Source organism: Citrobacter sp. Cf072 (assembly GCF_030334485.1).
GTDB lineage: Bacteria > Pseudomonadota > Gammaproteobacteria > Enterobacterales > Enterobacteriaceae > Citrobacter > Citrobacter freundii.
On record NZ_JAOWDX010000043.1, the window covers coordinates 114,752 to 132,091 of the forward strand.

General features: G+C 53.3%; 15 protein-coding genes. 8 read left to right on the forward strand and 7 right to left on the reverse strand.

Features of this window, described 5'->3' with window-relative positions; translation table 11 throughout:
* The first annotated feature begins 11 nt into the window (after nucleotides 1-11).
* The 3 genes from OGX66_RS08590 to OGX66_RS08600 all read left to right on the forward strand — a co-directional run bounded on the left by OGX66_RS08590 (nucleotide 12) and on the right by OGX66_RS08600 (nucleotide 2,519).
* Nucleotides 12-1,925, forward strand: coding sequence for a BglG family transcription antiterminator (locus tag OGX66_RS08590; RefSeq protein WP_061548941.1), 1,914 nt, complete (start codon nucleotides 12-14; stop codon nucleotides 1,923-1,925).
* A 77-nt stretch (nucleotides 1,926-2,002) separates the two neighbouring features.
* Nucleotides 2,003-2,245 carry a type II toxin-antitoxin system RelB/DinJ family antitoxin gene (locus tag OGX66_RS08595; RefSeq protein ID WP_003839576.1) on the forward strand — a complete coding sequence of 81 codons (243 nt, stop codon included), beginning with the start codon at nucleotides 2,003-2,005 and terminating at the stop codon, nucleotides 2,243-2,245.
* Nucleotides 2,235-2,519 (forward strand): type II toxin-antitoxin system RelE family toxin, encoded by a 285-nt coding sequence (locus OGX66_RS08600; RefSeq protein ID WP_003839578.1) that lies wholly within the window; start codon nucleotides 2,235-2,237, stop codon nucleotides 2,517-2,519. The genes OGX66_RS08595 and OGX66_RS08600 overlap by 11 nt, the downstream gene beginning before the upstream one ends.
* Before the next feature lie 3 nt (nucleotides 2,520-2,522).
* On the opposite strand, the gene nrdG is transcribed toward OGX66_RS08600, so the two are convergent.
* The 5 genes from nrdG to treR form a co-directional block, all read right to left on the reverse strand.
* Nucleotides 2,523-2,987 (reverse strand): anaerobic ribonucleoside-triphosphate reductase-activating protein, encoded by a 465-nt coding sequence (nrdG, locus tag OGX66_RS08605; protein ID WP_088902792.1) that lies wholly within the window; start codon nucleotides 2,985-2,987, stop codon nucleotides 2,523-2,525.
* Nucleotides 2,988-3,081: 94 nt separating this feature from the next.
* Nucleotides 3,082-5,220: an anaerobic ribonucleoside-triphosphate reductase gene (gene nrdD / locus OGX66_RS08610; RefSeq protein ID WP_003844922.1), complete on the reverse strand. Its 2,139-nt coding sequence runs from the start codon at nucleotides 5,218-5,220 to the stop codon at nucleotides 3,082-3,084.
* Between the two features lie 408 nt (nucleotides 5,221-5,628).
* Nucleotides 5,629-7,281 carry an alpha,alpha-phosphotrehalase gene (gene treC, locus OGX66_RS08615; RefSeq protein WP_286511380.1) on the reverse strand — a complete coding sequence of 551 codons (1,653 nt, stop codon included), beginning with the start codon at nucleotides 7,279-7,281 and terminating at the stop codon, nucleotides 5,629-5,631.
* A gap of 49 nt (nucleotides 7,282-7,330) precedes the next feature.
* Complete coding sequence (treB, locus tag OGX66_RS08620) at nucleotides 7,331-8,749, reverse strand: PTS trehalose transporter subunit IIBC (RefSeq protein WP_003839598.1); 1,419 nt, start codon at nucleotides 8,747-8,749, stop codon at nucleotides 7,331-7,333.
* Nucleotides 8,750-8,905: 156 nt separating this feature from the next.
* Nucleotides 8,906-9,853 carry a trehalose operon repressor TreR gene (gene treR / locus OGX66_RS08625; protein WP_049002379.1) on the reverse strand — a complete coding sequence of 316 codons (948 nt, stop codon included), beginning with the start codon at nucleotides 9,851-9,853 and terminating at the stop codon, nucleotides 8,906-8,908.
* A 191-nt stretch (nucleotides 9,854-10,044) separates the two neighbouring features.
* Here treR and mgtL point away from each other — a divergent pair, with 191 nt between their 5' ends.
* From mgtL to OGX66_RS08645, 5 genes are all read left to right on the forward strand, one after another.
* Nucleotides 10,045-10,098 (forward strand): mgtA regulatory leader peptide MgtL, encoded by a 54-nt coding sequence (gene mgtL, locus OGX66_RS24525; RefSeq protein ID WP_191229402.1) that lies wholly within the window; start codon nucleotides 10,045-10,047, stop codon nucleotides 10,096-10,098.
* A gap of 144 nt (nucleotides 10,099-10,242) precedes the next feature.
* The gene (gene mgtA, locus OGX66_RS08630) at nucleotides 10,243-12,951 is read left to right on the forward strand and encodes a magnesium-translocating P-type ATPase (protein ID WP_048219843.1); all 2,709 of its coding nucleotides are present in this window, start codon (nucleotides 10,243-10,245) and stop codon (nucleotides 12,949-12,951) included.
* Between the two features lie 378 nt (nucleotides 12,952-13,329).
* Nucleotides 13,330-14,307: a TRAP transporter substrate-binding protein gene (locus OGX66_RS08635; protein ID WP_270924628.1), complete on the forward strand. Its 978-nt coding sequence runs from the start codon at nucleotides 13,330-13,332 to the stop codon at nucleotides 14,305-14,307.
* Between the two features lie 62 nt (nucleotides 14,308-14,369).
* A complete protein-coding gene (locus OGX66_RS08640; RefSeq protein ID WP_048216913.1) occupies nucleotides 14,370-14,879 on the forward strand; it encodes a TRAP transporter small permease in 510 nt (169 codons plus the stop codon).
* 30 nt (nucleotides 14,880-14,909) lie between these two features.
* Complete coding sequence (locus OGX66_RS08645; RefSeq protein ID WP_003839607.1) at nucleotides 14,910-16,196, forward strand: TRAP transporter large permease; 1,287 nt, start codon at nucleotides 14,910-14,912, stop codon at nucleotides 16,194-16,196.
* A gap of 91 nt (nucleotides 16,197-16,287) precedes the next feature.
* Here OGX66_RS08645 and ridA read toward each other — a convergent pair whose 3' ends face one another.
* Both ridA and pyrI read right to left on the reverse strand, forming a co-directional pair.
* Nucleotides 16,288-16,674, reverse strand: coding sequence for a 2-iminobutanoate/2-iminopropanoate deaminase (gene ridA, locus OGX66_RS08650; RefSeq protein WP_000047544.1), 387 nt, complete (start codon nucleotides 16,672-16,674; stop codon nucleotides 16,288-16,290).
* Nucleotides 16,675-16,873: 199 nt separating this feature from the next.
* Nucleotides 16,874-17,335, reverse strand: coding sequence for an aspartate carbamoyltransferase regulatory subunit (gene pyrI, locus OGX66_RS08655; protein WP_003025816.1), 462 nt, complete (start codon nucleotides 17,333-17,335; stop codon nucleotides 16,874-16,876).
* Between the last annotated feature and the right edge of the window lie 5 nt (nucleotides 17,336-17,340).

Below are 17,340 nucleotides of genomic sequence, written 5' to 3' on the forward strand. Positions count from 1 at the left end.
AGGAAACTGACGTGCGATTTCCCAACCAACGTTTAGCACAGCTGTTTGACATGTTGCAAAACGAAGCGCTTCCACAGGACGAGCTGGCGCAGCGGTTGTCGGTTTCCACACGCACCGTACGGGCGGATATCACCGCGCTAAACGCGCTGCTCACCCAGTACGGCGCACAGTTTGTCCTCAGCCGGGGTAACGGTTATCAGCTCAAAATTGACGACCCGGCAAGTTATAACACCCTGCAAACGCAGCAGCCCAACGCGTTGCTACGCATCCCTCGAACCAGCCAGGAACGGATACACTGGCTGGTGGTGCGTTTTCTGACATCGGCTTTCTCGCTAAAGCTGGAAGATTTAGCTGATGAATGGTTTATCAGCCGCGCGACGCTGCAAAACGATATGGCTGAGGTGCGCGAGCATCTGCAACGTTATCATCTGACGCTGGAAACGCGTCCCCGTCACGGCATGAAGCTGTTCGGCAGCGAAATGGCGATCCGCGCCTGTTTGACCGATTTGCTGTGGACGCTGGCGCAGCAGGATCCGCAGCACCCGTTAGTGACGCAAGAAGCGCTGAATGCCGGGATCCCTGAGCAGCTACAGCCCGTTTTGCAGGACATTTTTGCCCGTTTCCATATTCGTCTGACCGATGAGGGCGAGCTGTTTTTACGCTTGTACTGCGCGGTGGCGGTACGGCGGATTAGCGAAGGGTATCCACTCCCGGATTTTGCCGCAGAAGAGGCCGATCAATCGGTGTGCCTGGCCACGCGGGAAATCGCGGCGGTATTGCACCGCCTGGCAGACAAACCGCTTTCCGTTTCCGAAGAAAACTGGCTACAGGTGCATATTGCTGCTCGCCAAGTACAAGAGATCGCGCCCAGTGCTATCAATGCGGATGATGACGAAGCGTTGGTCAATTACATTCTGCGTTTTATCAACACCCAGTACAACTACAACCTGTTGAATGACAAACAGTTACATGCTGATCTGCTGACGCATATTAAGACGATGATCACCCGCGTGCGTTACCAGATAATGATCCCCAATCCGCTGCTGGAAAATATTAAACAGCACTACCCCATGGCGTGGGACATGACGCTGGCCGCCGTCTCGGGATGGGGAAAATATACGCCGTACACCATCAGTGAAAATGAGATCGGCTTCCTCGTGCTGCATATTGGCGTCGGGCTGGAGCGTAGTTACAACATCGGTTACCAGAGACAGCCGAAGGTTCTGCTGGTATGCGATGCCGGAAATGCGATGGCGCGGATGATTGAAGCGGTGCTGGCGCGTAAGTATCCGCAGATAGAGATCGTCGATACCGTCACGCTGCGTGACTACGAACAGCGGGAAAGCATCAGCGAAGATTTTGTCATCTCTACCGCGCGGATCGGTGAAAAAGATAAGCCTGTAGCGATGATTGCGCCGTTCCCGACCGATTATCAACTGGAACAAATTGGCAAACTGGTGCTGGTGGACAGAACCCGCCCGTGGATGTTGAACAAATTCTTCGATGCCGCCCATTTTCGTGTAATTGACGAGCCAATGGATCAACAAACGTTGTTCAAAACCTTATGCCGTCAGTTGCAGGATGAAGGTTTTGTCGACGCAGAGTTCCTTGATTCAGTGGTTGAGCGTGAGGCCATCGTCAGCACCATGCTGGGTGACAGCATTGCCCTGCCGCACGCCCTCGGTCTGCTGGCCAAGAAAACGGTGGTTTACACTATCCTCGCCCCGCAGGGCATTGCCTGGGGCGATGAAACGGCGCACGTGATCTTCCTGCTCGCCATCAGTAAAAGCGAGTACGAAGAAGCGATGGCGATCTACGATATTTTCGTCACCTTCCTGCGCGAGCGCGCCATGACGCGGCTCTGCGCATGCCGGAATTTCACCGAGTTCAAAACCGTCGCCATGGAGTGTGTCAGTCGTTTTTGAGAGGCGTTATCCAGAATTCGATGTAATGCGTATGTAATGCTAAACTGCATTACACATTCGATTCTACTGGAGGCATAATGGCCACGCTGAACGTCCGTCTGGATGACAAACTCAAAAATGAGGCTTATGCCGTGCTGGAAAAACTGAACATTACTCCAACGGAAGCTGTGCGATTACTGTTTCAGTACGTCGCGGAAACGGGGCGCATGCCAGTGAAAACCGTCACCGTTAGCGACAGCGAAGATACACTGATTCAGACAGTCCGGGAGAGGCTGGCCAGCCCGCAAAAAGGAATCAAGGTTAGTCTGGATGACTTATGAACTGGAATTCGACCCGAGAGCCTTAAAAGAGTGGCATAAACTGGGTGATACGGTGAAGGCTCAGTTTAAGAAGAAGTTGGCCGACGTGTTGTTGAACCCCAGAATTGACTCTGCCCGTTTAAACGGTCTTCCAGATTGCTATAAAATTAAGCTTAAATCGTCCGGCTATCGTCTGGTGTACCAGGTTCGGGATGAGGTTGTGACCGTGTTTGTTGTCGCGGTCGGCAAGCGAGAGCATTCGGCCGTTTATCTCGATGCAAACAAACGGCTTTAGCGATCAACGCAAATGATGTACAACCTGGTTGCTGCTGCCGCGCCAGATCAGCGCCGGGTCTTTAAGATCCTGCACGTATTTGCCATCGACCAGTACGTTGATGAGATCGACCACCTGCATTTGCGCGGCGTTGAGTTCATCGAGCTTGTAGCCGGTCCACACCCAGATATCTTTGCCGGGGCACTCAGCGCGAACGCGCTGCACTAGTTGCAGGATTTCCGGCACGTTTTGCGGATGTAGCGGATCGCCACCGGAGAGCGAGATCCCCTGACGCTTGATTCGCGTATCGTTCAGATCGGCAATGATCTTGTCTGCCATCTCTTTGGTAAATGGCTTGCCGGAATTGAGCCGCCAGGTGCTTTTGTTATAGCAACCGGGACATTCATGCACGCACCCGGACACAAACAGCGTGCAGCGGGTGCCGGGGCCGTTAACGATGTCGACGGGATAATATTGGTGAAAGTTCATAGCTTGTAACCATGCCGGGTGGCGCTGCGCTTACCCGNGTGCGGTCCGTAGGCCCGGTAAGCGCAGCGCCACCGGGCATTAACGTAACAGCGGATTAACCTATCTGCCCGTTACCCAAATGCTTAACGCGGCGTTTCACTTCTTCCTGCTTACCGGCGTTAAACGGACGGGCGTCCGGGCTGCCTAAATAACCGCAGACGCGGCGGGTGACCGACACGCGCGCGGCGTCGTGGTTACCACATTTCGGGCAGGTAAAGCCTTTGCTGGTGCACTCGAACTCACCGGTAAAGCCGCACTCGTAGCATTCATCAATTGGCGTGTTGGTCCCGTAATACGGCACGTGCTGATAGCTGTAATCCCAGACGTCTTCCAGTGCTTTCAGGTTGTGCTGAATATTCGGGTATTCGCCGTAGCAAATGAAGCCTCCACTCGCCAGCGGCGGGTATGGCGCTTCGAAATCGATCTTGTCGTACGGGTTAACCTTTTTCTCCACGTCGAGGTGGAAGCTGTTGGTGTAGTAACCTTTATCGGTCACGCCTGGCACCACACCAAACTCGGCGGTATCCAGACGACAGAAACGATCGCACAGGTTTTCGCTTGGCGTGCTGTACAGGCTGAAGCCGTAGCCGGTCTCGTCTTTCCACTGATCGACTGCCTGACGCAGGCGTTCGACAATGGCGATAGCTTTGGCGCGAAGCTGCTCGCTGTCGTACAGATGTTTGTCACCAAACAGTGCGTTAATGGTTTCGTGAATGCCGATGTAACCCAGCGAGATAGACGCGCGGCCATTTTTAAAGATTTCTGACACGTCATCGTCCGCTTTCAGACGCACGCCGCAGGCACCTTCCATATACAGGATTGGCGCCACGCGGGCTTTCACGCCTTCCAGACGCGCAATGCGGGTCATCAGCGCTTTACGTGCCAGCACCAGTCGATCGTCGAGCAGTTTCCAGAAGGTGGCTTCATCGCCGTGGGCTTCCAGCGCGATACGCGGCAGGTTGAGGCTGATAACGCCGAGGTTGTTACGCCCGTCGTGAATCTGTTCGCCGTTCTCGTTTTCCCACACGCCGAGGAAGCTGCGACAGCCCATCGGCGTTTTGAACGAACCGGTCACTTTCACTACCTGATCGTAGTTCAGGATGTCCGGATACATACGCTTGCTTGCGCACTCCAACGCCAGCTGTTTGATGTCGTAGTTCGGATCGCCAAACTTGTGGTTCAGGCCGTCGCGAATGGCGAACACCAGTTTCGGGAACACGGCGGTTTTACGATTTTTACCGAGACCCGCAATGCGGTTACGCAGAATGGACTGCTGGATCAAACGCGATTCCCAACTGGTTCCCAGGCCAAAACCGAAGGTGACGAACGGCGTCTGGCCGTTAGCGGTATGCAGGGTATTCACTTCATACTCGAGGGACTGGAATGCGTCGTAGCACTCTTTCTCGGTACGGGAATGCGCATAACCGTCGGCATCCGGGATCTGCCACTCTTCAGCGGTTTTGCGATGCTTGTTAAAGCTCTCGGTCACGAATGGTGCGAGAACTTCGTCAATACGGTTAATGGTGGTACCGCCATAAATATGGCTGGCAACCTGCGCGATAATTTGCGCGGTGACGGCCGTAGCGGTGGAGATGGATTTTGGCGGCTCAATCTCCGCGTTACCCATCTTAAAGCCCTGCGTCAGCATGCCTTTCAGGTCGATCAGCATGCAGTTAAACATTGGGAAGAACGGAGAGTAGTCGAGATCGTGATAGTGAATATCACCACGCTCGTGCGCCTGGACGACATCACGCGGCAGCAGGTGCTGACGCGCATAGTGTTTGGCGACGATACCGGCCAGCAGGTCACGCTGGGTCGGGATCACTTTGCTGTCTTTGTTGGCGTTTTCGTTCAGCAGAGCAGAGTTGGTTTGCTCAACCAGACCACGAATTTCCTGGTTCAGACGGCCACGCTTTTCACGCTGTATATCACGGTCGTGGCGATATTCGATGTACGCACGGGCGAGTTGTTTGTACGGACCAGACATCAGCTGGTTTTCTACCGCTGTCTGGATCTCGTTGATATCGACCTGGCTGCGCTCATTCATCTGGCTACTAACGACTTCTGCGACGGTGGCACAGTAATCTGCGTCATCGACTCCCGCTGCTTTAGCTGCACGCAGAATGGCTTCTTTGATGCGCTCTGATTTAAACGGCACTTTACAGCCATCTCGTTTCATCACATGCGGTGTCATGATCACTCCATATTTATAAGAACAGGTTATCCACAGAGGTTGGGGAAGCGGCCATGGCTTTATTCATCTCTATTGCCAATGACTTCCCGCAATCCTGACCCACTTTATCCACAATTTCACCGTAAAGCGGTGCACTGTAGTTGTAGCAATTGTAGTCGATTAATACAACATATTGGGTCGGCGTGCATTTTAAGTTCTATATGTAGTGATTTGCATCAAGGATGTTTACGGTTTATTTGATGTAGCGCAAAGTAAAAATCGGAGCGTACAGATGACGGGCAGTACAGCGATTGTAAATTATGGGCAGAAAATTCTGATTAATTATTCAACAAAAACAGTAGGGTAAATGCAGTGTCAGCAGTGAAGCCCGGCAATACTACACGAACCGGGCCTGACGCCAATTGCAAGCTATTTTTGTACCCACCAGATGGCCTCAAAAGGACGCAGTGTCATGTCCCCAGGTTGGCTGGCGACCTCGGCATAGTTGTGCATCAGCACCTGCCAGTTTCCATCGGCCTGGGCTGGTTGCCAGTTCTGGAAGGTATCGCTCAGATTAGCAATGACCAGCAGCCGCTGCCCTTGCCACTCGCGTTGGTAACACCACAGATGTGGGCTGTCCGGTAACAGATCCTGATAGTCGCCCCAGGTAATAACTGGCTCCACTTTGCGCAATGCGATCAGTTTCTGATAGGTGTAGAACACCGAGTCGGCATCGCTCAGCGCTGCCGCCACGTTGATCTCCGCTGCGTTGCCACACAGATTGATCCATGGCTCGCCCTCGGTAAAGCCCGCGTGTTGGCTGGCATCCCACTGCATCGGCGTGCGGCTGTTATCGCGGGATTTACTGGCGAGGATCGCCAGCAGTTCGTCGGCATCTCGCCCCTGACCGTTCAGTTCGGCAAACATGTTATGGCTTTCCACATCGCGATAATCGGTAATCTGGCTGAAGTGCGGATTGGTCATGCCGATCTCTTCACCCTGGTAGATATAGGGTGTGCCCTGCATGCCATGCAGCACCATCGCCAGCATTTTGGCCGACGGAATGCGGTATTTACCTTCATCGCCAAAACGCGACACGATGCGCGGCTGATCGTGGTTACACCAGAACAGCGCGTTCCAGGCCTGATTGTGCATGCCCTGCTGCCAGTGACGGAACAGGGTTTTCAGCGCGACATAATCGGGTTTGGCTAACGTCCACTTCTCACCGTTGGGGTAATCCACTTTCAGGTGGTGAAAGTTAAAGGTCATCGACAGTTCGCTGCCATCGAGTGCGGCGTACTGCTGGCAGTTTTCCAGTGTGGTGGAAGACATCTCGCCCACCGTCATCAGGCCGCGTGGCGTGAAGACGTCGCGGTTCATCTCGCGTAAAAACGCATGCGCGCGCGGACCATCGGTATAAAAACGCCGCCCATCGCCGTCGGGATCGTTCGGGAAGTCCTGATCTTTAGAGATAAGATTCACCACGTCGAGGCGCAATCCGTCCACGCCGCGATCGGCCCAGAACTCACAGACTTTTTTTAGCTCGGCGCGTACCGCCGGATTTTCCCAGTTCAGATCGGCCTGCTCCGGAGCAAAGAGGTGCAGATAGTACTGCTCGCTTTCGGCGTGCCAGCCCCAGGCGTTACCGCCAAATTTGGAACGCCAGTTATTCGGCGGGCTGCCTGGCGTGCCGTCGCGCCAGAGATAAAACTGACGATACGGGCTGTCTTTATCCAGCGCTTCACGAAACCAGGCGTGCTGGGTTGAGGTGTGGTTAAACACCATATCGAGAATAATACGGATGCCGCGCGCTTTCGCCTGCGCCACCAGTTCGTCAAAATCTTCCAGCGTACCGTAGGCCGGATCGACAGACAGGTAATCCGCGACGTCGTAGCCGTTATCAACCTGCGGCGAAATATAGAACGGCGTCAGCCAGATGGCATCAACGCCCAGTTTTTGCAGATAGTCGAGGCGCTGCGTCACGCCGCGTAAATCGCCGGTGCCGCTGCCGGTAGTGTCCTGAAAACTCTTGGGGTAAACCTGATAGATAACGCCGTTTTGCCACCAGTGGGGAATATTCATGGTTGTTTCCTGGAAATACGCTGGGGCGCAACTGCGCCCCGAAGAAAAGTTAGATAATTTGTAATGTGCCCAGACGGTATTTACGCTGGTAAACAAATGAGGTCAGTATCATTGGGATAACAATTGCAATGACCATCGCCATGCCAAATACCTGCCAATAAGTCGGCTGGATGGAGAGGATGCCCGGCAAACCGCCGACGCCAATCCCGTTTGCCAGCACACCGTTCAGGCCGCACAGCAGTCCGGCGAGACCGGAGCCGATCATCGCGCACAGCATCGGGAAGCGGTATTTCAGGTTGATCCCGTACATTGCTGGTTCAGTTACTCCAAGATAAGCAGAGATCGCGGCAGGAACGGAGATTTCACGTTCGTTGTGCTTGCGACTGGAGATAATGATCCCGACCACCGCAGAAGCCTGAGCGATATTCGACAGTGCGATCAGTGGCCATACCGGCGTGCCGCCCATGCTCTGAATCATCTGCATGTCGATAGCCAGCGTGGTCTGATGCACACCGGTGATCACCAGCGGGGCGTACAGGAAGCCGAACAGAGCCGCGCCAATCGGAGCAAAACTGCCGGTCAGCAGATGGCGGACCGCAAACGCGACACCGTCGCCGATCATGCGGCCAAACGGACCGATAAAGGCGTGCGCAAGGAATACCGCAAGGATCAGCGAACACACCGGGACGATCACCAGATACAGATAATCCGGCACGATGCGCTTCATGCGTGTTTCAATAAACCCGAGCGCCAGCCCAGCCAACAATGCCGGAATGACCTGCGCCTGGTAGCCTACTTTTTCAATGCTGAACAGGCCGAAGTTCCACACTTCCGGTACCTGCTGACCGAGCAAATAAGCGTTCATTAACTGCGGTGAAACCAGGGTTACGCCCAGCACAATACCGAGGATCGGCGTACCGCCCATTTTCTTCACCGCCGACCAGCAGATTCCGACCGGCAAATAGAAGAAGATCGCCTCGCCAATTAGCCACAGGAAGTCGTAAAGGGTTTTCAGCGAAGGATGCATCTGCGCCAGCGTCTGACCATTGCTCATCGGCAGATCGCCGATCACGTTACGGAAACCTAAGATCAAGCCGCCGCTAATCAGCGCGGGCAGCAGCGGGAAGAAGATCTCCGCAAAATGAGAAATCAGCTGTTCATGCCATTTCATATTCTGCCGCGCCGCTTTTTTCGCCTGCTCTTTGTCGGCGCTGGCTTGTCCGGTCGTCGCCAGCAGCGCTTTGTAGTAATCACCTACCTCGGTGCCAATCACCACCTGAAATTGCCCGGCGTTGGTGAAGCAGCCTTTGACCATCGGCAACTGTTCGATCTCTTTCGGCCTGGCGTTCGCAGGCTGATTCAGCACAAAACGCAGGCGAGTAATGCAGTGACTTACCGTGGCGATATTGTCGCGCCCGCCTACCAGCTCAATCAGCCGGTCGATGTCTGCTTGTTTTATTTTGCTCATGATGACGTGTGTTCCCCGTAGGCCGGATAAGACGCGTTAGGTCGCCATCCGGCAACTCTCGCGTTGTTGGCGCCAGAGTATATCGTCGATGAATATTTAAAAATGGGAACGTTCCCGAAACGCAGCGAAGATCACAAATTAACGCTCAGAAAGCGGTCAGGAGAGGGTGGAAGGAATAATGATTTGTCGTGGTTCGCTGCGGCCGTTGATCTGCTCGATCAGCTGCGAGGCCGCTTGTCGCCCGGCTTCGGCGTATCCTGGGTCGACGGTGATAATTTCCGGATGGAGGAATTTCATCAGCGGCGTGCTGCCCACGCTCGCCAATTGCAGGTTCTCTATTCGCTGCTCCTGTAGATATTTACTGACCCCAAGGGCGAGGGTGTCTGTCGCGCAGACTAATGCGGTGGTTTCCGGGGTGATGACACTGGCGGCCTGCTCATAGCCCTGCTTCATGGCCAGACCCGGCAGCGCGGCAACCGGATGCAGTTTGTGTTTCTTACAGAATGCCAGATAAGCTTCATGGCGGCGCTTACCGGTGGTCACGTCGCTATGAGGAACGCCAAGAAAGCTAATATGGCGATGCTCGCGTTCGTATAAACGCTGCATCAGGGTGCGAATGGCACCCTCATCGTCATAGCAGACGGAGGCAATGCCTTTGGCATCTCTTGCCAGCAGCACCAGCGAATCTTGCCAGGTGGTGAGCATGGATTCAGTAATGCCGGTAAAACCAAACAGCACCACGCCGTCAATGTTGCGGCGTCGGAGCATGCCGAGATGTTCTTCAACCAGCTCAGGAGAGAACTGGCTTTCCATCATGATCGGGTCGTAACCCTGCTCATAAAAGGCGGGCAGCATGGTCTGCACGGCGAGATTTTCCGAAAGTGAGTCCAGACGCGTGACGATAATCGCCACTACCTTGTCGCTTTGCCCACGCATGGCGCGTGCGGAGCGGGAAGGGGAAAAACCGTGCTGATTCATCACCGCTTCAACGCGTTCGCGGGTGCGTTCACTCACGCCGCTTTCATTGTTGAGCACACGGGAAACGGTTGATTTTCCCACACCGCTTAAGCGGGCGATGTCTTTAATGGTCAGCCGATTTTGCATCCTGTTTTCCCATGTTGCGTGTGAAGTTATGCCAAATAGAGAATAACTTTACTCAAGCGCAGTGCAATGGGCAAAGTCTGGTATACATTTGGTTTAGTTTCCGTGCTGTATCATACCGCCATAATTGCCACAAACCTTATGGTTTTCTGCGTATAATCCGCAGCGCAAATCTTTCACTTACCGGAGGCTATATGGATCCCGATCCCACCCCTCTCCCGAGACGGAGAAACAACCCTTTCCGGTAAGCCTGTCTTTCACTGTCTTACCGGATGCGTAAGACAGTGACGTTCTGACGTCCCTGTTACGATTTTGAGATTGCCATCAGGCAAGGATTTGCCACGCCTGAAGGATTTACTGCGCCTGTTAAGACTGGCGCAGGGGGACTGCCTATGTTCAAAAATATTACCCGCCAGCTATTTGCCCGGCTAAACCGCCATCTACCACATCGTCTGGTGCATCGCGATCCGCTACCCAATGCGCAGACCGTTGCCAGCACGCCGATCCCACCCTCGCTGAGCGAACATTGCCTGAAAATGGCGCTGATGGACGAAGCAGCGCTGTGGAAAACGTTCGGCGCGCACCCAGAAGGGTTGAACGCCGCAGAAGTCGAGAACGCTCGCGAAATCCATGGCGAAAACCAGTTGCCGGCGCAGAAGCCGTCGCCCTGGTGGGTGCATCTGTGGGTCTGCTACCGCAACCCGTTTAATATTCTGCTGACCATCCTTGGTGCGATTTCTTATGCCACTGAGGATCTGTTCGCTGCCGGCGTCATCGCGCTGATGGTCGCCATCTCGACGCTGTTGAATTTTGTGCAGGAGGCGCGTTCCACCAAAGCGGCGGATGCGTTGAAAGCGATGGTCAGCAACACCGCCACGGTGCTGCGCGTTATCAACGAGAAAGGGGAGAACGGTTGGGTTGAACTGCCGATCGATCAGTTGGTTCCTGGCGATATTATCAAACTGGCGGCAGGGGATATGATCCCGGCCGATCTGCGCGTGGTACAGGCTCGTGACCTGTTCGTGGCTCAGGCTTCGCTGACCGGTGAATCGCTGCCGGTAGAGAAAGTTGCAACCAGCCGCGACCCGCAGCAAAGCAACCCGCTGGAATGCGATACCCTGTGCTTTATGGGCACCAATGTGGTGAGCGGCACGGCGCAGGCCATCGTGATTGCGACCGGGGCCAATACCTGGTTCGGGCAACTGGCGGGCCGCGTCAGCGAGCAGGAAAGCGAGCAGAATGCCTTCCAGAAAGGGATCAGCCGCGTCAGCATGCTGCTGATCCGCTTTATGCTGGTGATGGCGCCGATTGTGCTTATCATTAATGGCTACACCAAAGGTGACTGGTGGGAAGCGGCGCTGTTTGCGCTGTCTGTGGCGGTGGGACTGACTCCAGAAATGCTGCCGATGATCGTCACCTCGACGCTGGCACGTGGGGCGGTGAAGCTGTCAAAACAAAAGGTCATCGTTAAACACCTCGACGCTATCCAGAACTTTGGCGCGATGGATATTCTGTGCACCGATAAAACCGGCACTCTGACACAAGATAAAATAGTGCTGGAGAATCATACTGATATATCTGGAAAGCCCAGCGAACACGTCCTGCATTCTGCGTGGCTGAACAGCCACTACCAGACCGGGCTGAAGAATCTGCTGGATACGGCAGTGCTGGAAGGCGTGGACGAAGAATCCGCCCGTCGGCTCTCTACCCGCTGGCAAAAAATCGATGAGATCCCGTTTGATTTCGAACGTCGCCGCATGTCGGTGGTGGTGGCAGAAGAAACCGATGTGCACCAGTTGGTCTGTAAAGGGGCACTACAGGAGATCCTCAGCGTGTGTACCCAGGTGCGCCACAATGGTGAGATTGTTCCGTTAGATGACAACATGCTGCGTCGGGTGAAACGCGTCACGGACACGCTGAACCGCCAGGGGCTGCGCGTGGTGGCGGTGGCGACGAAATACCTGCCAGCGCGTGAGGGGGATTACCAGCGTATTGATGAATCCGATCTGATCCTCGAAGGCTATATCGCGTTCCTCGATCCGCCGAAAGAGACCACCGCACCGGCGCTTAAAGCGCTGAAAGCCAGCGGTATTACGGTGAAAATCCTCACCGGCGATAGCGAGCTGGTGGCGGCGAAAGTGTGTCATGAAGTGGGGCTGGATGCGGGCGATGTGGTTATCGGTAGCAGCATTGAGGGGTTAAGCGATGACGAGCTGGCCCAACTTGCCCAGCGCACCACGCTGTTTGCCCGCCTGACACCAATGCACAAGGAGCGTATTGTCACGCTGCTCAAGCGCGAAGGTCATGTGGTCGGCTTTATGGGGGATGGCATTAACGACGCCCCGGCGCTGCGCGCGGCGGACATTGGTATCTCCGTTGACGGCGCGGTTGATATTGCCCGTGAAGCGGCTGATATCATCCTGCTGGAAAAGAGCCTGATGGTGCTGGAAGAAGGGGTAATCGAAGGACGCCGTACCTTCTCTAACATGCTGAAGTACATCAAAATGACGGCCAGTTCTAACTTCGGTAATGTGTTTAGCGTGCTGGTGGCGAGCGCCTTCTTACCGTTCCTGCCGATGTTGCCGTTGCACTTACTGATTCAGAACCTGCTGTATGATGTATCCCAGGTGGCGATTCCGTTTGATAACGTTGATGAAGAGCAGATCAAAAAGCCGCAGCGCTGGAATCCCGCCGAGTTGGGCCGCTTTATGATCTTCTTTGGACCGATCAGCTCGATCTTTGACATTCTGACTTTCTGCCTGATGTGGTTCGTCTTCCATGCCAATACACCTGAACATCAGACATTGTTCCAGTCTGGCTGGTTTGTGGTGGGCCTGCTGTCGCAAACGCTGATTGTGCATATGATCCGTACCCGTCGCGTGCCGTTTATCCAAAGCCGCGCCGCATGGCCGCTGATGCTGATGACGCTGGTGGTAATGGTGGTGGGCATTGCATTACCGTTCTCGCCGCTGGCCAGCTATCTGCAATTGCAGGCGCTGCCGCTGAGCTACTTCCCGTGGCTGATTGCGATTCTGGCGGGTTACATGACATTAACCCAGCTTGTGAAAGGTTTTTATAGCCGCCGCTACGGCTGGCAGTAATCCTCAACTTCTCTTCTGCAGGATGGTGTTAATACCATCCTGCATTTCACTTTTTCATTCGAAAGATATTCTCCAGAAATATTGGTGTTTTATTTTTATTGAAATACTAACGCGGGTTGTTAGTATCAAATCGCCTTTCTTGCGTTGTTTTTTTATCAATAAAACGATCTGCATTGCAAAAATGAAACAGTGTGCTAAAAAATTTAACTGTCTGCGATTTTTTGTGAACGTAGTCATCGAAATAAATTGTTACACCAGTTAGTCTGCGCAGGTAACGTCGTTAAGAAAGTTTCTCGCTGCCCGTTTTTAATTCCGGCAGTCATTTGCTCTGCAAGCTATTCCTGTTAATGGATATTATGAACTTCTGGAGAAGGACAAATGAAACTGACAAAAAACCTGTTAAGTCTGTGTATTGGCGCGTCTGTATTACTGGCGAGTCATGCAACGCTGGCACAAACCTTTCGCGCCGCAGATGTGCATCCGGCTGATTACCCGAACGTTGTTGCCGTGAAACATATGGGGGAAAAACTTAGCGCCGCTACCGAAGGTCGTCTGGAGATTAAAACCTTTCCCGGTGGTGTGTTAGGCGACGAAAAACAGATGATTGAGCAGGCACAATTAGGCGCTATCGATATTATTCGTGTCTCAATGACGCCAGTCGCCGCTATTCTCCCTGAAATTAACGTGTTTACCCTGCCATATATTTTCCGTGATGAAGACCATCTGCATAAGGTTCTCGACGGCATGATTGGTCAGGAGATTGGCGACCGCCTGACGGCCAACGCCAAATCGCGGCTGGTGTTCCTCGGCTGGATGGATGCCGGAACGCGCAACCTGATCACCAAAAATCCAGTGGTGAAACCGGAAGATTTACACGGTATGAAAATCCGTGTTCAAGGGAGTCCGATAGCGCTGGATACCCTGAAAGCGATGGGCGCGAATTCCGTTGTCATGGGCGTTAGTGAAGTATTTAGCGGCATGCAGACCGGCGTTATTGATGGCACGGAAAATAACCCGCCAACGTTTGTTGCGCATAACTATTTGCCGGTCGTGAAAAACTATACCTGGAGCAAACACTTTATTATTCCTGAGCTTTTTCTGTTCTCGAAAGCCAAATGGGATAAGTTGAAAAAAGAAGACCAGAACCTCATTATTAAACTCGCCAAAGAAGCACAGGTAGAGCAACGAAAACTTTGGCAGGATTATAATGCAAAATCGCTGGAGACCATGAAAGCCAACGGCGTTCAGTTCCACGATATTGATACGGACTATTTCTATAAAGCCACGCAGTCAGTGCGGGATAATTACGGTAAAGACCACCAGGATTTGATCAAACGAATTCAGGATGTGAAGTAATTCATCAGGTGGAGGATATCAACCCTCCGCCTGAATCTTTTGATTAATTCGAGGTGATGATTATGGGTGAATGCTATTCATCGGTAATGGATTTTCTTTATCGGGTGTCAATGTGGATTGCCGGTATCGCATTATTAGTCATGGTCGCCATTATCCCCATTGGTATATTCGCGCGTTATGTTCTGAATAACGCCCTGTCATGGCCTGAACCCGTCGCTATTCTGTGTATGGTGACATTCACCTTTATTGGCGCGGCGGTGAGCTATCGTGCAGGCTCGCATATCGCGGTAAGTATGGTGATTGACCGTCTGGGTGATGCTTCCCGCCGTTATTGCTCTGTAATCGCTGACGTTATGTTAGTGGCGATAAGCCTTTTTATCCTCTGGTACGGAACCAATCTCTGTCTTGAGCTGTGGGAACAGCCCGTGGCCGAATTCCCGCTTTTAAGTGCCGGGCAAAACTACCTTCCATTGCCGATTGGCTCTGCCATAACGCTGCTGTTTATCGCAGAAAAGATTTTCCGTGGTCCGCAGTACCAACGTCCCGTTGTCATGTTGGGATCGACCAGCTAGTTACCGCCCCCATTTCAGAAAGGAAAGCAGATGGATGCATTTATTCTCGTCTTTACGCTCGGCATTATGCTGGCAATTGGGGTACCGGTAGCGTATGCGGTTGGCATTAGCGCCATCATTGGCGCCTGGTACATTGATATTCCGCTGGAAGCGGTGATGATCCAACTGACCAGCGGGGTGAATAAGTTCTCCCTGCTGGCGATCCCGTTCTTTATTCTGGCCGGGGCTATTATGGCCGAAGGGGGAATTGCGCGGCGACTGGTGAACTTTGCCTATATTTTTGTTGGCTTTATTCGCGGCGGACTGTCGCTGGTAAACATTGTGGCATCAACCTTTTTTGGCGCTATTTCTGGATCGTCTGTAGCGGATACCGCATCCATTGGTTCGGTAATGATCCCGGAAATGGATAAAAAAGGTTATCCGCGCGACTTTGCCGCGGCGGTAACGGCCAGTGGTTCGGTGCAGGCGATTCTTACGCCGCCCAGCCATAACTCGGTTATTTACTCGCTGGCTACAGGCGGAACGGTGTCGATTGCCGCACTGTTCATCGCCGGGATCCTGCCGGGCCTGCTGTTAAGTTTCAGTCTGATGGTAATGTGCGTGGCTTTTGCGCACAAGCGCGGTTATCCAAAAGGGGAACGCGTACCGTTTCGCCAGGCGCTGAAGATTTTCGTCGATACGCTGTGGGGCCTGATGACGGTTGTGATCATCATGGGCGGCATCCTGTCAGGTATCTTTACCGCGACGGAATCTGCGGCGATTGCCTGCCTTTGGGCCTTCTTTGTCACCATGTTTATCTATCGTGACTATAAATGGTCTGAGCTGCCAAAGCTGATGTTCCGCACGGTGAAAACGGTCACGATCGTCATGATCCTGATAGGCTTTGCCGCCGCGTTTGGGGCCGTCATGACTTATATGCAGTTGCCGATGCGTATCACTGAAGCCTTCACCAGCATCTCGGACAACAAATACGTCATTCTGATGTGCATTAACATCATGCTGCTGCTGATCGGTACGCTGATGGATATGGCGCCGTTGATCCTGATTTTGACGCCGGTTCTGCTGCCAGTGACCAACGCGCTCGGCATTGATCCGGTCCATTTTGGCATGATCATGCTGGTGAACTTAGGGATCGGCCTTATTACGCCACCGGTAGGGTCGGTGCTGTTTGTGGCCAGTGCGGTGAGTAAGCAGAAAATAGAACAGGTGGTAAAGGCGATGCTGCCGTTCTACCTCGTGCTATTCCTGGTGCTGATGCTCGTGACATACATTCCGGCGATTTCACTGTTCCTGCCGAAATTGTTTGGCGTGATGTGATAAATGCCCGGTGGCGCTCACGCTTACCGGGCCTACAAACTACGCTTGCGTAGGCCGGATAAGGCGAAGCCGCCATCCGGCACAAGGAGACTTAGCGACGAACGGCGATCGCTTCAATCTCGATTTTCACGTCTTTCGGCAGACGGGCAACTTCTACGCAAGAACGTGCCGGGAAGGTCGCGTTGTGCTCGGTGAAGAATGCTTCGTAGGTCGCGTTTACGGTGGCGAAATCGTTCAGGTCTTTAACGAAAACGGTCGTTTTTACGATGTCGCCCACTTTCAGGCCTGCTGCTTCAACGATAGCTTTTACGTTTTCCAGCGACTGACGTGCCTGAGCGGACACGTCTTCCGCTACGGCACCGGTTTTCGGATCGACCGGGATCTGACCGGAAGTGATTACCATGCTACCCAGGTCAACGCCCTGAACGTATGGGCCGATTGCTGCTGGTGCATTTTCCGTCGCGATAGTCTTGCTCATGATTTCTCCTGAATTTACAGCGGTAGTAGAATGTTCCCGCCCATTATACACGTCATCCTTCACACTGCCTCTTCGTTGGCTACGTCCTCTTACCCTGGTCACATAGTTTACTATGCTCCCATGATAATCGGACTTGCCGCCTCAATGCATTGCGAATGCTTATGTGTAACGGGAGCCGGGATCTCATAACCAACCCCAATTAGTTGGCCAGCACCACATAATGCGAAAACTCTTTTTCACAGTATTTGCATTTGAGTGCGATGTCATCGGCACGTTTTTTCACTGCAAAACTGGAAGAAACCGGCTCAGCATGACTGATGCAGTTGCTGTTCGGGCAAACCAGCACGTTATCGATACGCTCAGGCAGGCTCGGACGTGATTTACCCACCACGTCGTAATCGTCAATGCGGTTTACCGTTGCCTGCGGGGCGTACAGGGAGAGCTGGTTTACCTGCTCGTCGGTCAGGAACGTGTTTTCGATTTTAATCAGATCCTTACGGCCCATCTCGCCAGACGGCAGGTTCAGACCGATGGTGATACGTTGGTCGGTTTCCGTCAGTTTGAACAGCGTCAGCAGCTTAAAACCAACCTGTGCGGGAATGTGGTCAATCACGGTGCCACGTTTGATGGCTTCAACCTGCAGTTTGTTATCGTGTGTCATCTCTT

What these genes read in the sequence shown, in the direction of transcription:
- OGX66_RS08595 (WP_003839576.1), top strand. Translation starts at nt 2,003, where the DNA reads ATGGCCACGCTGAACGTCCGTCTGGATGACAAACTCAAAAATGAGGCT.
- OGX66_RS08600 (WP_003839578.1), top strand. Translation starts at nt 2,235, where the DNA reads ATGACTTATGAACTGGAATTCGACCCGAGAGCCTTAAAAGAGTGGCAT.
- nrdG (WP_088902792.1), bottom strand. Translation starts at nt 2,987, where the DNA reads ATGAACTTTCACCAATATTATCCCGTCGACATCGTTAACGGCCCCGGC.
- nrdD (WP_003844922.1), bottom strand. Translation starts at nt 5,220, where the DNA reads ATGACACCGCATGTGATGAAACGAGATGGCTGTAAAGTGCCGTTTAAA.
- treC (WP_286511380.1), bottom strand. Translation starts at nt 7,281, where the DNA reads ATGAATATTCCCCACTGGTGGCAAAACGGCGTTATCTATCAGGTTTAC.
- treB (WP_003839598.1), bottom strand. Translation starts at nt 8,749, where the DNA reads ATGAGCAAAATAAAACAAGCAGACATCGACCGGCTGATTGAGCTGGTA.
- treR (WP_049002379.1), bottom strand. Translation starts at nt 9,853, where the DNA reads ATGCAAAATCGGCTGACCATTAAAGACATCGCCCGCTTAAGCGGTGTG.
- mgtA (WP_048219843.1), top strand. Translation starts at nt 10,243, where the DNA reads ATGTTCAAAAATATTACCCGCCAGCTATTTGCCCGGCTAAACCGCCAT.
- OGX66_RS08635 (WP_270924628.1), top strand. Translation starts at nt 13,330, where the DNA reads ATGAAACTGACAAAAAACCTGTTAAGTCTGTGTATTGGCGCGTCTGTA.
- OGX66_RS08640 (WP_048216913.1), top strand. Translation starts at nt 14,370, where the DNA reads ATGGGTGAATGCTATTCATCGGTAATGGATTTTCTTTATCGGGTGTCA.
- OGX66_RS08645 (WP_003839607.1), top strand. Translation starts at nt 14,910, where the DNA reads ATGGATGCATTTATTCTCGTCTTTACGCTCGGCATTATGCTGGCAATT.
- ridA (WP_000047544.1), bottom strand. Translation starts at nt 16,674, where the DNA reads ATGAGCAAGACTATCGCGACGGAAAATGCACCAGCAGCAATCGGCCCA.
- pyrI (WP_003025816.1), bottom strand. Translation starts at nt 17,335, where the DNA reads ATGACACACGATAACAAACTGCAGGTTGAAGCCATCAAACGTGGCACC.